The organism is Streptomyces dysideae (assembly GCF_001514305.1).
GTDB classification, from domain to species: Bacteria; Actinomycetota; Actinomycetes; order Streptomycetales; family Streptomycetaceae; genus Streptomyces; species Streptomyces dysideae.
On record NZ_KQ949077.1, the window covers coordinates 407,516 to 419,647 of the forward strand.

Here is a 12,132-nt window from a genome sequence, read left to right on the forward strand (position 1 = left end):
GTCGCCCGCATCCTGGCCGACCCGACCATCAGCGACGCGCTGCGCACGGCGGCCGAGGATGTCATCGACGGCACGCCGGAGGAGCTGCGGTACTTCCTGGAGGTGGGGCGGTACCAGGTGGATTCGGGAGCCTAGGACATCTGGAGCGAGCCGAGGAACAGGGCCCAGGAATCGTGGGGGAACGCGAGGACTGGGCCCTGGGGGTTCTTGGAGTCGCGGACGGGGACTGTGCCGGGGAGGTTGTGAGCGACCTCGACGCAGTCGCCGCCGTCGCCATTGCTGTAGCTGCTCTTCCGCCAAACAGCCGTGCTCAAGTCAGTCCTGTTGCTTGCCATTTCGGTAGTCCTCTGCCGCTGCCTCGATCATGGCGAGGGACGCCTCAGGCGGCAGTGCGGCGGCCCTGAGCCGATCGTATGCCTTGCGGTACCTCTTCACGAGGGCCGGGTCGTCGATGGTGTCACCGCTGTACGACGACTCCGTGTAGACGAGGGGTGGGGCGTCCGGGAAGGTCATGATCTTGGCCATGCCCAGCATGAGCGGATGCGGTCCGCAGTTCCACGGAAGGATCTGTAGAGTGATCCGGCGCCGCCGCGCCAACGCCGCGATGCTCTCCAGCTGTACGGCCATCTCCTCCGGCGGGATGATCGGGTTGCGCAGCAACACCTCGGGCAGGATCACCCAGTACTCGGGCTGCTTGGCGTCGTCCTCGAAGAGACGGGCCCGCGCCAACCGGGCGCTCACCTTCTCCTCCACCTTGTCGTCGGACATGTACGGGTGAGCCGCCAGCACCACCGCCCGCGCGTACGCCGCCGTCTGCAACAGCCCGGGGACGACGGTGGGACACCATTCCTCAATGGTCTCCGCGTGCTTCTCCGCCTCCAGCACCCGCTCGAAGTACTCGGCGTGCCCCTTCTTTCGCGCCTTCCGCACATCCCCGCACCGCCGCCCGAAGAACCCGTCCGTCTTCAGCACCCGGTCGACGTGATGCGCCAGATCCTCCGGCATACGGCGCTGCCCGCGCTCGATCTCGCTCAGATAGGTCGGCGAGTAGAACGACCCGGTCACCGCGTCCTGTTGCGACAGCCCCGCCTCCTCCCGCTTCCACCGCAACTCCTTGCCGTAGAACTCGGGAACACTCGCTGAGCCGTCAATGTCCTTGGCCCCAGCCACCCTTGACCACCCTTCTCCACATTCCCCGCAGTGAAGCCCAAACGTCTTTGACGGTACGCCGATCCACGCCACTGTGTGAGTGATTCGTCACCGAGCGCACACAGAAAGGCGTACGGCCATGACCGACCCCCACGAGGCCGACACCCACGTCGAACAACTCCGCGCCGCGCTGGAGGCGAACGGCGTCAGACTCCCCTCCGTGCGCGTCGAACCGACCTCCCTCTCCGCCCCGTACGCCCCACCGCTCATCACGCTCGGAAACTGCAACCTCGCCACCGCCCACGCCCTGACCGCCGCCCTCCGCAAGGCGGCCGACCGGTGACGCCACTCGTCCTCGAACTGCCGGCGCTCCCCAAGGCCGTACCCGAGGCCCGCCATGCCGTGCGCGAGCACCTGGGCATCCCATGCCCCGACGTCCAGCTCTGCGTCAGCGAGTTGCTCACCAACGTCATCACCCACCTCGGCGAGGGCACCCCGGTGACCCTGCGTCTGACCCGGACACCGGCCGGCGCCGTGCGCCTGGAGGTCACCGACCCGGACGTGCACGCCTGGCTGGTCCTGCGCCATCCATCCGGCGACGACGAAACCGGCCGCGGCCTCCTCCTGCTCGACGCACTCGCGCTGCGCTGGGGCGTGGAGCAGGCGTCGGGAGGCAAGACGATCTGGTGCGAGATCTGAGCAGCCCGAAGGCACGTGTTCCACACATTGCACCGGCAGTCATCCTGAAATGTTGCAGGGTCACCTCATCCGTAACTCCCGCCAAAGTAAGGCTCGCCCGGGAAGTCAGGACATTCGCAGGGGGAGAAAATGGCATGAGTGATCCGAACGTGCTCGCGGCCCAGAGATGGGTGAACGCGACCTACGCCGGCGTGGACGGGTACAGAGACTGCGACGAAGACGGCAGGACCGGATGGGGCACCGTGCTCAGCCTCACCCAGGGTCTCCAGCATGAGCTGGGGATCTCACCGACCGTGCAGAACTTCGGGCCCGGCACGTTCGCGAAGGTCCAGGCACGCAACCTCAGACCCGGCTCGGAGACGAACAAGAACATCGTCCGGATCTACAACTACGCCCTGTGGTGCAAGGGCTACTACGGCTCGGCATCGTCTGACACCTGGGACTCCACGGCCGAGAGCTCGCTCAAGGAGCTCTACGTCGACGTGGGGATCCCGCGCGAACTGCAGATCGGCGCCGAGCTGTGGGCCCGTGTGACCAAGGCGCTGCTGCGCATGGACCAGTTCCGCCTGGTGGCGGGCGGCGACACGTTGACCCAGGGCATCCAGCGCCACCTCAACTCCCGCTACGTGGTGGGCATCCGGATCCCCGCCATGAATCTCGTCCCCTGCGACGGCGTGTACTCGCGTGACGTCCAGCAGGGGCTGATGATGGCCATCCAGTACGAGATCGGCATCGCCAAGGCCGACATCAACGGATACTTCGGGGAAAAGACCATCGCGGGCCTGAAGAGCAACCCCGTCTACCCCGGGGACGACGGCCCGCTCGCCTACCTGTTCCGGGTGGCCTGCCTGTTCAACTCCCCCACGTATGACGAGGACTACGGCGAGTACCCCTACGACTGGTCCGCCGACGGGGCGGCCCAGGGCGAGTGGCTCCGCGCGTTCAAGCGCTTCTCCCAGCTGGAACCGGTCAACGCCACGGGCGACTACCAGACCTGGGCACAACTGCTGGTCTCCATGGGGGATCCGACCCGCCCGGCCAAGGGATGCGACGGCATCACGGAGATCACGCAGGCACGCGGCAAGGCCCTGTACGAGAAGGGGTACCGTCTCGTCGGCCGCTACCTGGACGAGAAGCTGAGCGAGGGCGACCAGGGCTGGCTCGACAAGGTCATCAAGCCCGGCGAGCTCCGGACCATCTTCGACTGCGGACTGCGGGTCTTCCCGATCTCCCAGTACTACGGCGGGGAGGCGAGCGAGTTCGACTTCGCGAGGGGCGAGGAAGACGCCGAGAAGGCGTACCAGAAGGCCAGGGGATTCGGCTTCAACCGGGGCACCTGCATCTACTTCGCGGTCGACTACGACGCCATCGGCACCGAGATCAACTCGAACATCATTCCGTACTTCAAGGGCGTCCGCTCCGGCCTGGCCCAGCGCGGCAACTACTACCAGTTCGGCGTGTACGGCTCGCGGAACGTGTGCGACCAGGTGTCCCGCAACACCGGCGCCCGCTGGTCCTTCGTCAGCGGGATGTCCTGGGGGTTCTCCGGGAACCTCGGCTATCCGCTGCCGCGCAACTGGTCGATCAACCAGATCCGCGAGTACGACTTCGACGGGGACGGCGTACGCGACCTCGACCACGACGTGTGGCGGGAGACGACCGACCCCGGTTCCGACTCGGTCAACTCCCCCGCGCCGGGCCTCGACCAGTTCGTCGTCGCCCTCCAGAAGCTGGAAGCCGCGGCCGACTTCTACGAAAACCCCTACGACAAGAGCCGGAACCAGCTGGTCATCGAGTTCTTCCGGTACGGGATCTACAACGATCTCAAGTGGAACGTCCTGCTCAGCCCGATCGAAAAAGAGTGGATCCAGCATGTGCAGGACCGGGACATCTCCGTGCGGGACTTCGACGAGTTCACCGACCCGGTCACCCAGCAGACGCTCGGCACCCAGCACCTGATGGCCTCCACTCAGGGCGCCATGAAATACCCGACCGACACGAGCGGGACGAACTTCGGAGACATCGCCGGCTGGGGCGGCGACCTGCTGACCTTCTACGCCGAGTGGCGCAGGAAGAGGGACGCCTACCCCAGTGGCCTGGCGTTCTGTCAGGACCGCCTCGCCCGGACCGACGTCGACGCCACCTTCGGCTACGCGGACTTCATCGAGGACGCGGACGCGTTCAACCTCGGTCGCCGTATCCGGTCCGGACAGCGCATCTCGCAGGCCGTGGCGGACTACTACACACGGACGGCACCTGGCGGCGACGTCATCGCCACCCACCGCTGGGGCGCCTTCTACAGCGACCGGTTCGGCGCCGACTACGCGACCGTCGAAGACCTGGCCAGGGACGCTCTCGCCAGCGACGACCTGGTTCAGGCCGCCGCAGAACTCTTTGGGCTGCAGATCCTGCTGGACGACACCGACCAGCTGCCCACCTCCATCCCCGCGTCGGAGCTGAACTCCTTCCTGCTGGGCTTCCGCTGGGCGTTGACCGACCGAGTCGAGGCCGAGGAGGGCTCGTGATGACCATCGACCGCCGCACGCTGCTGCTGGGGGCCGGGGCGACCGCCGCACTGGTGGCACTGCCCCGTCCCGCACAGGCCGCCGCCGACGCCACGGCCGCCGCCGCGAACACGAAGACCTGGAGCGCGGACCACAGCGACAACGGCTGGTCCATCGAAGCGGACACCATCGAGCCGTTCCGCATCGAGGGCTCCCCCGCCACGGTACGCCTGCACCCAGGCGCTGCCGCGCTCCTCCTGCACGTCGCGAGACGCTGGCACTACGAGGTCAGCCCGTTGCGTGGTGCCAAGGACGTTCTGGGACACCGCACCGACCGCGCGGTAGCGGCAGCCTTCGAGTCGAACTACCTGTCCGGTACAGCCATCGCCCTGCCCGGGGCGGGCGACGGCCTGTGGCCGCACCAGAAGGCGATCGTCCGCGACATCCTCGCCGACTGCGACGGCGTGGTGAGGTGGGGCGCCGATCTCTCCCCGGCCGCCGAGGGCCACTTCCAGATCGATGTACGCCCTGATTCGAAGACCCTGACGCGTCTCACCGCCACCTTCGACAACCGCTCCGTCAAGCGGAACGGACCACGCCCCGGCGCGGTGGACGACCCGACGGCACGCGAACGGCGAGCCAAGGCGCGTCGGCTCGAGCAGGTGCAGGCCGACAACTGACCACCCCGACCACGGAAACGACGCCGCCCTCACCCACAAGTGCTCGTACAGCACGAACACCCGCAACGCCGACCAGATCTGCTCCTGGATGCACGGCTTCCAGAGCAGCGTCTATCCCAACGGCTATCCCGTCGGCGGCATCTACAACAAGAGCGGCAAGCGCGTCTACTACGGGACCAACGGAACGTGCCAGGGAGACCGCATCGGGTCCACCGGCAGCAACACCGGAGGCGGCCTCGCCGGTACCCACCGGGTCAAGGGCATCAAGTTCGGCAGCAGCGCGAGCGGTTGCCGATCACCTCACTCACGTCCGAAAGGAACACACCCATGGTCAAGCTACGAGGGAAAATCGGCCTCGGCATCCTGGTCGCGGGCCTGTCGACCCTGCTCACCGTCACCCCGGCACAGGCCGCGTACTCGCAGAACTCCGGGGCCTACAGCACCAGCTTCGTCGATGGTGCCGGCACCCTCACCGACGACTTCGGCGACCACTTCGACGAACTCGGCAACTCCCTTTGCTACGGCTGCGGAAACTCCTGGAACACCGACATCGTCGTCCTCTGGCAGAGCATCCTGGTGGCCGAGGATCTTCTCGACTTCGGTGACATCGACGGGAAGTTCGGCCCGGGAACGAGAGACGCCACGATCGCCTGGCAGAACCGTTACGGCCTGGGCGCGGACGGCAAGGTCGGGAACAACACCTGGAGGAAGGCCGACGACCGGCTCGTATGGCTCTCCAACATCGACGTCTCCTACACCGGGAAATACCAGTCCGGTGCGGTGATCTTCCACCGCGGCAGCACGTCGAAGGTCACTGACAGCGGAGCCTACAAACTCGCCGAGGTGTACCAGTACGACGGCGTCAAGTCGATCCGCGGCACACGTGTCGAGTTCAACCAGCTGACCACTCTCTGACCCGGAAGGAACACACTCATGCTCAGACCCGTTGGAAGCTCGGCCTCGGTGTACTGGCCGCGGGACTGTCGACGATGCTGACCGTCAGCCCGGCGCAGGCCGCGTACGCGGGGAACTCCGGGGCGTACGGCACCACCTTCGTCGACGGCGCCGGCGCCCTCACCGACGACTTCGGCGACCACTTCGAGGAACTCGGCAACTCGCTGTGCTACGGCTGCAGCGAATCCTCGAACACCGACATCGTCATGCTGTGGCAGAGCATCCTGGCCGCCGAGCACCTGATCGAGACCTATGACATCGACGGTTACTTCGGCGCTCAGACCAAGGCGGCCACCATCGAGTGGCAGAAGCGCTACGGCCTGACCGCCGACGGATGGGTCGGCGACGCCACCTGGAGCAAGGCCGACGACCGGCTCCGCTGGAACGGCTCCACCGTGCACTACAGCAGCGGCGGGCTCTTCGGGTACGTGGAACTCCACCGCGGAGACACCTCCAAGTATCACGACGGCGGCGCCTACCACCTCCACAAGGTCATGCAGGGCGACGGGGTCTACGTCTTCGAGACGGGGACGCGCATCTACCTCCGCAGCCGGACCATCAGCCACTACTGAGGCAATCTCCGCCATCACCCTGGATAGTTCCAGGTACCGCCCGGCCCGTCATCCCGTCACAGTGTTCACACGTCACCGGGGGGAGGCGTGCGTTCAACCGGCTGCGGCGTCCGTCATGGGCGCCGCAGCCTCCGCACTCCTGCGCCTCCGGGGTACTCCCCGTCCCGGCACGATAGCCTCGCATCCACTGGCGTGACGCATAAGCACGTTGATCACGTGGAGAAAGAACAGCACAGAACAGCACAGCACACGGGGGATCCATGACAGACCAGCGGCACCCCACACCGTCGTACAGCCCGGGGTCCGGTGACGCCGCGCTGAAACAAGCCGGGGCGACGCCGCTGCGGCCCGCCGACCCCAGTCGCATCGGCCCGTACGTGTCGCTCGGCCTGCTCGGCAGCGGCGGCATGGGCCGGGTCTATCTCGCCCGCCCCGCCGACGACAGCCCCGGGCTCGCCGCCGTGAAGGTGATCCGCCCCGAGTACGCCGAAGACCCGCAGTTCCGGCGGCGCTTCGAGCGGGAGGCCGCCGTGCACGCCCGCGTCCACACCCCGCGCACGCCGCATCTGCTCGGCACCGGGTTCGAGGACGAGCTGCTGTGGATGGCCACCCAGTACCTGCCCGGCCTCAACCTCGCCGACGCCGTCCGCGAGTGCGGCCCGCTGGAACCGGCCGGCGTGCGGCGGCTGGTGGCCGACCTCGGGCAGGCGCTCGCGGCGCTGACCGCCGCCGGGGTCGTCCACCGCGACCTCAAGCCCTCCAACGTCATCCTGTCCCTCCAGGGCGCCCACGTCATCGACTTCGGCATCTCGCAGGCCGCCGACAGCAGCGCGATCACCTCGACCGGCAACCGCGTCGGCACACCCGCCTACATGTCGCCCGAGTACCTGCGCGAGGGCCGCTGCGACGCCGCCTCCGACGTCTTCTCCCTCGCCTGTTCCCTCGTCTACGCCGCCACCGGCAACGCCCCCTTCGGTGACGGAACCGGCGTCGACGTCATGCACCGCGTCGCCTTCGAGGAGCCCAGGCCCGAGGTCATGGCCGAAGTCGCCGCCGCCGACCCCGGGCTGGCCGCGCTGCTCTCCGCCTGCCTCGCCAAGGACCCCGCCCGGCGCCCCACCCCGCAGCAGCTGATCGGCGCCGCCGCGTCCGCCGGTCACGGTCCCGCCCCCGCCTGGCAGGAACCCCTGGCCGGCCGCCTGCACGCCCGCCAGCAGGGCTGCGCCCTCCTCGAAGGCGCCTCGGCCCAGCAGACCGGCCACTTCCGCGCACCGACGGAGCGCGTCCCGGCTCCCGCCCCCGGCCCGGGGTTCGGCCCGCCGACGCCGCCCGGGGCCTACGGAGCACCGACCCCGCCGGGCCAGTACGGCGGTCCGTCCACGCCACCCGGGCAGTACGCCTCCTCCCCCCACCCCCCGGCCACCACCGTGCCCGGCGAGAACAGCACCCGCCGCAGGCGCAAGGCGCCGTACCTAGCTGTCGTGGCCGCGGTCGCCGTGTGTGCCGTAGCGGCCGGAGCCTTCTTCCTCACCCGTCCGAGCTCCACGGAGACGACCTCCGCCGCCCCGACGGCAGCCACCGCCACCACCCCGGACGCCGCCCCGACGCCGCCCCTCCCCAGCGCCTCCGCCTCCCCCTCCGCCAAGGAGAAGGACAAGGAGAAGGAGCAGGAGAAGGAGAAGGAGAAAGACAAGGACCAGGGCACGGACGACAACAAGGACAGCGGGACCAGCGGCACCTCCGGCTCCGGAGCCGCCGGCGGCACAGGGGCCGTACCCGCCGCGACCGCCACCCACGACGGCGACGGAAGCGGCGGCGCCACCGGCGGCGGCGCCGAACCGACCCCCACGGTCACCAAGACCACCCCGGCCCCGGCCCCCGCGCCCTGGAACTCCCAGTGCACCTACTACTCCGGCACCGAACTCACCACCTACGGCGACAAGAACCAACGCGTCGTCCAGGTGCAGTGCATGCTCACCAAGCGCGGCTACAGCGTCGGCGACTCGGGCGTGGACGGCCAGTTCGGCAACGACACCCTGAAGGCGGTCAAGCAGTTCCAGAGCGCCAAGGGCCTGGATGTCGACGGCGACGTCGGCCCCAACACCTGGGCCGCACTGCGCAGTTCGACGTGATCTCGGCATGAGCTCGGCATGACGGAGGGCCCGCCGGTCGTCACCGACCGGCGGGCCCTCGCCCGTTCACGTCACGTCACGTCACGTCAGTGGAAGAAGTGCCGCGTCCCCGTGAAGTACATCGTGACGCCCGCCTTCTTCGCGGCCTCCACGACCAGTTCGTCACGGACCGAACCGCCGGGCTGGACCACGGCCTTCACGCCGGCCTCGGTGAGGATCTCCAGGCCGTCCGGGAAGGGGAAGAAGGCGTCCGAGGCGGCGTACGCCCCCTGCGCGCGCTCGGCGCCCGCCCGCTCCACCGCCAGCTTCGCGGAGTCGACCCGGTTGACCTGCCCCATGCCGACGCCCACCGAGGCGCCGTCCTTGGCGAGGAGGATCGCGTTGGACTTCACCGCGCGGCACGCCTTCCAGGCGAAGGCGAGCTCGGACAGCTCCGCCTCGCTCAGCGCCTCACCGGTCGCCAGCGTCCAGTTGGCGGGGTCGTCGCCGTCGGCCTGGAGGCGGTCGGTCACCTGGAGCAGCGCGCCACCGTCGACGGGCTTGAGCTCGACGGGGTTGGCGGGGGCGGCGGCGGCCTTCAGCACGCGGATGTTCTTCTTCTTGGCGAGGGCCTCCAGCGCGCCGTCCTCGTAGTCGGGCGCGACGATGACCTCGGTGAAGATCTCGGCGACCTGCTCCGCCATCTCCTTCGACACCGGCCGGTTGACGGCGATCACGCCGCCGAACGCCGACAGCGGGTCACACGCGTGTGCCTTGCGGTGCGCCTCGGCGACGTCCGCGCCGACCGCGATGCCGCAGGGGTTGGCGTGCTTGATGATCGCGACGCAGGGATCGGCGTGGTCGTACGCGGCACGGCGGGCGGCGTCCGTGTCCGTGTAGTTGTTGTACGACATCTCCTTGCCGTGCAGCTGCTCCGCCTCCGCCAGTCCACCACCAGTGCCGTCGACATACAGCGCGGCCGGCTGGTGCGGGTTCTCGCCGTAGCGGAGGGTGTTCTTGCGCTCCCAGGTGGCGCCGAGGAAGTCCGGGAACTGGGAGTCGTCGACCGGGGCGTAGGAGCCGGCGAACCAGCCGGCCACCGCCACGTCGTACGCGGCCGTGTGCTGGAAGGCCTCCGCCGCGAGCCGCTTGCGCGTGGTGAGGTCGAAGCCGCCGTTCTGCACGGCGTCCAGGACGTCGGCGTACCGCGCCGGGCTGGTGACCACGGCCACCGACGGGTGGTTCTTGGCGGCGGCGCGCACCATGGAGGGGCCGCCGATGTCGATCTGCTCGACGCACTCGTCGGGCGAGGCGCCGGACGCGACGGTCTCGCGGAACGGGTAGAGGTTGACGACGACGAGGTCGAACGGCTCGATGCCCAGCTCGGCCAGCTGCCGCTGGTGGTCCTCGATGCGCAGGTCGGCGAGGATGCCGGCGTGAACCTTGGGGTGCAGGGTCTTGACGCGGCCGTCCAGGCACTCGGGGAACCCGGTGAGCTCCTCGACCTTGGTGACGGGGACGCCGGCGGCGGCGATACGGCCGGCGGTGGACCCGGTGGAGACGAGCTCGACGCCCGCCTCGTGGAGCCCCCGCGCGAGCTCCTCCAGCCCGGTCTTGTCGTAGACGCTGACGAGCGCGCGACGGATGGCCCGCTTGGTGCTCTCGGCCGTGACAGTGCGGTCGGCGGTCACTGGATAACTACCTTTCGTCCCTCAATGCGATAGCCGTTGCGGGCGATCCGCCCCACGACATCGACGAGCAGCCTTCGCTCGACTTCCTTGATGCGCTCGTGCAGAGCGCTCTCGTCGTCCTCGTCCCGGACCTCCACCACGCCCTGAGCGATGATCGGTCCGGAGTCGACTCCGTCGTCGACGAAGTGGACGGTGCAGCCGGTGACCCTGGCGCCGTACGCGAGCGCGTCGCGGACGCCGTGGGCGCCGGGAAAACTGGGCAGCAGCGCGGGGTGGGTGTTCACGAACCGCCCGCCGAAGCGCGCGAGGAACTCCTTGCCCACGATCTTCATGAACCCGGCGGAGACGACGAGGTCGGGCTCGTAGGCGGCGACGGCCTCGGCAAGGGCGGCGTCCCACTCCTCACGGCTCCCGTAGTCCTTCACCTTCGTCACGAAGGTCGGCAGCCCGGCGCGCTCGGCACGCGCGAGCCCCTCGATGTTCTCGCGGTCGGCGCCGACGGCCACGACCTCGGCGCCGTACGCCTCGGCACCGGTGGCGGCGATCTCGTCGAGCAGCGCCTGAAGGTTGGTGCCGGATCCGGAGACCAGCACGACGAGGCGCTTGGCCACGGGCTTGGCGGCCACGGTGGGGCCCTTTCTCGGGGGTACGTCTGCAACGGGCCGGTGGTTTGTACGTCCGTGACATGTACGTTCGTACGAATGCTTCGCGCCCCGGGATACGGGGAAGTCTACGAACCAGCCGACCGTCAGCAACGATACCGGCACACCGGGCGGCCCCCGTGGGACGGGGGCGTGGCCGGAAGGTAGCGTCTGCGAGGAGCGAGCTCGGGAACGCGGTCGGTGTGCGGTGCGTTCACGATGTGACAGCTCAACAAGGCAGTCGTAATCAACAAGGGGAAGACGCTCACTTGATGCCGGACCGCAGCCTGCGACTCCTCACACTCCCCCCGCAGTCGGTGCAGGGAGGGGAGCACAGCGGCGTGCTGCTGCGGGAGCGCCCCGCCTCACCTCCGGACGCGCCCGGCGACGAGCAGCGCGGCGGCACGCAGGGAGACGACAACCCGTTCGCGCCACCGCCGGAGGGCAGCCCGGACCGCCCCTGGCAGCCGCGCCGCCCGACGGCCGGCGACCAGGACCAGGACCAGGACCAGAGAGGCGAAGGCGGCGACGACTCCCCCTGGGGCAGCCAGTGGAGCGACCGCCAGCCCGGCCGCTCCCCCGGCGGCTTCGGCGAGCGCCCCGGTGGCGGCCAGAGCCCCGAGGGCCAGGGCGGCGGCTCCGGCGGCGGCACGAACCTGCGCTGGGACCCCAAGGACCCGGCCCAGCGGCACGCGCGGTACGCCCTGCTCTGCGGCATGTGGGCCTTCTTCTTCGCCCTGTTCGCCTGGCCGTACGTCGCCCTGCTGCTGGGCGCGCTCTCCCTCTACTGGGGGATCAGCTCCCTCCGCACCAAGCCCCGCTCCCCCGACCCGGACACCCCGGCCCCCGCGACCCAGGGCCGCCCCCAGACGTCGGCGGCGATCAGCGGCCTGGTCACGGCATCCCTGGCGATCCTCCTGGTCGCGGCCGGCTTCACCGCCAAGCTGGTCTACAGCGACTACTACACCTGCACGTCCGACGCCCTGACGAACGAGGCGAGGCAGGCCTGCGAGCAGCATCTGCCGGAGGAGCTGAGGGACCTGCTGGGGACGAACGGCTGAGGTCGCGGGGCCGGCCTCTTCCCCGACCGTAAACGGCCCAGCCTCTCTCCCGACCGTAAACGGGTGGTGG

General features: G+C 69.2%; 13 protein-coding genes. 9 read left to right on the plus strand and 4 right to left on the minus strand.

Annotation, left to right across the window (positions count from 1 at the left end):
- The coding region (locus AQJ91_RS48950; protein WP_234381915.1) for an ALF repeat-containing protein at positions 1-135 on the plus strand (135 nt) is incomplete at its 5' end.
- On the opposite strand, the gene AQJ91_RS08245 is transcribed toward AQJ91_RS48950, so the two are convergent.
- Both AQJ91_RS08245 and AQJ91_RS08250 read right to left on the minus strand, forming a co-directional pair.
- Positions 132-335 (minus strand): DUF397 domain-containing protein, encoded by a 204-nt coding sequence (locus AQJ91_RS08245; RefSeq protein WP_067017938.1) that lies wholly within the window; start codon positions 333-335, stop codon positions 132-134. The two genes, AQJ91_RS48950 and AQJ91_RS08245, sit on opposite strands and share 4 nt — an antisense overlap.
- Positions 316-1,170: a helix-turn-helix domain-containing protein gene (locus AQJ91_RS08250; protein ID WP_067017940.1), complete on the minus strand. Its 855-nt coding sequence runs from the start codon at positions 1,168-1,170 to the stop codon at positions 316-318. The genes AQJ91_RS08245 and AQJ91_RS08250 overlap by 20 nt, the downstream gene beginning before the upstream one ends.
- A gap of 118 nt (positions 1,171-1,288) precedes the next feature.
- Between AQJ91_RS08250 and AQJ91_RS08255 the strand changes: the two genes are divergently transcribed.
- The 7 genes from AQJ91_RS08255 to AQJ91_RS08285 all read left to right on the plus strand — a co-directional run bounded on the left by AQJ91_RS08255 (position 1,289) and on the right by AQJ91_RS08285 (position 8,690).
- Entirely contained in the window at positions 1,289-1,492 is a 204-nt protein-coding gene (locus tag AQJ91_RS08255; RefSeq protein WP_067017942.1) for a hypothetical protein, read from the plus strand.
- A complete protein-coding gene (locus AQJ91_RS08260; protein ID WP_067017944.1) occupies positions 1,489-1,848 on the plus strand; it encodes an ATP-binding protein in 360 nt (119 codons plus the stop codon). Before AQJ91_RS08255 ends, AQJ91_RS08260 begins: the two co-directional genes overlap by 4 nt.
- A gap of 134 nt (positions 1,849-1,982) precedes the next feature.
- Positions 1,983-4,373, plus strand: coding sequence for a glycoside hydrolase domain-containing protein (locus AQJ91_RS08265; RefSeq protein ID WP_079084776.1), 2,391 nt, complete (start codon positions 1,983-1,985; stop codon positions 4,371-4,373).
- Positions 4,373-5,032, plus strand: coding sequence for a hypothetical protein (locus AQJ91_RS08270; protein WP_067017946.1), 660 nt, complete (start codon positions 4,373-4,375; stop codon positions 5,030-5,032). The genes AQJ91_RS08265 and AQJ91_RS08270 overlap by 1 nt, the downstream gene beginning before the upstream one ends.
- Before the next feature lie 327 nt (positions 5,033-5,359).
- Positions 5,360-5,947: a peptidoglycan-binding domain-containing protein gene (locus tag AQJ91_RS08275; protein WP_067017948.1), complete on the plus strand. Its 588-nt coding sequence runs from the start codon at positions 5,360-5,362 to the stop codon at positions 5,945-5,947.
- Between the two features lie 74 nt (positions 5,948-6,021).
- Positions 6,022-6,558, plus strand: a complete 537-nt coding sequence (locus AQJ91_RS08280) for a peptidoglycan-binding domain-containing protein (protein ID WP_067017950.1) — start codon at positions 6,022-6,024, stop codon at positions 6,556-6,558.
- A 260-nt stretch (positions 6,559-6,818) separates the two neighbouring features.
- Positions 6,819-8,690 (plus strand): serine/threonine-protein kinase, encoded by a 1,872-nt coding sequence (locus AQJ91_RS08285; RefSeq protein ID WP_067017952.1) that lies wholly within the window; start codon positions 6,819-6,821, stop codon positions 8,688-8,690.
- An 86-nt stretch (positions 8,691-8,776) separates the two neighbouring features.
- Here the strand turns inward: AQJ91_RS08285 and purH are convergent, their stop codons facing one another.
- Positions 8,777-10,360, minus strand: coding sequence for a bifunctional phosphoribosylaminoimidazolecarboxamide formyltransferase/IMP cyclohydrolase (gene purH / locus AQJ91_RS08290; protein ID WP_067017954.1), 1,584 nt, complete (start codon positions 10,358-10,360; stop codon positions 8,777-8,779).
- Positions 10,357-10,986, minus strand: coding sequence for a phosphoribosylglycinamide formyltransferase (gene purN / locus AQJ91_RS08295; protein WP_067017956.1), 630 nt, complete (start codon positions 10,984-10,986; stop codon positions 10,357-10,359). The genes purH and purN overlap by 4 nt, the downstream gene beginning before the upstream one ends.
- 287 nt (positions 10,987-11,273) lie before the next feature.
- Here purN and AQJ91_RS08300 point away from each other — a divergent pair, with 287 nt between their 5' ends.
- Positions 11,274-12,062 (plus strand): hypothetical protein, encoded by a 789-nt coding sequence (locus tag AQJ91_RS08300; protein WP_067017958.1) that lies wholly within the window; start codon positions 11,274-11,276, stop codon positions 12,060-12,062.
- The last annotated feature ends 70 nt before the right edge of the window (positions 12,063-12,132 follow it).

What these genes read in the sequence shown, in the direction of transcription:
- AQJ91_RS08285 (WP_067017952.1), top strand. Translation starts at nt 6,819, where the DNA reads ATGACAGACCAGCGGCACCCCACACCGTCGTACAGCCCGGGGTCCGGT.
- AQJ91_RS08255 (WP_067017942.1), top strand. Translation starts at nt 1,289, where the DNA reads ATGACCGACCCCCACGAGGCCGACACCCACGTCGAACAACTCCGCGCC.
- AQJ91_RS08265 (WP_079084776.1), top strand. Translation starts at nt 1,983, where the DNA reads ATGAGTGATCCGAACGTGCTCGCGGCCCAGAGATGGGTGAACGCGACC.
- AQJ91_RS08275 (WP_067017948.1), top strand. Translation starts at nt 5,360, where the DNA reads ATGGTCAAGCTACGAGGGAAAATCGGCCTCGGCATCCTGGTCGCGGGC.
- AQJ91_RS08270 (WP_067017946.1), top strand. Translation starts at nt 4,373, where the DNA reads ATGACCATCGACCGCCGCACGCTGCTGCTGGGGGCCGGGGCGACCGCC.
- AQJ91_RS08300 (WP_067017958.1), top strand. Translation starts at nt 11,274, where the DNA reads ATGCCGGACCGCAGCCTGCGACTCCTCACACTCCCCCCGCAGTCGGTG.
- AQJ91_RS08245 (WP_067017938.1), bottom strand. Translation starts at nt 335, where the DNA reads ATGGCAAGCAACAGGACTGACTTGAGCACGGCTGTTTGGCGGAAGAGC.
- AQJ91_RS08280 (WP_067017950.1), top strand. Translation starts at nt 6,022, where the DNA reads ATGCTGACCGTCAGCCCGGCGCAGGCCGCGTACGCGGGGAACTCCGGG.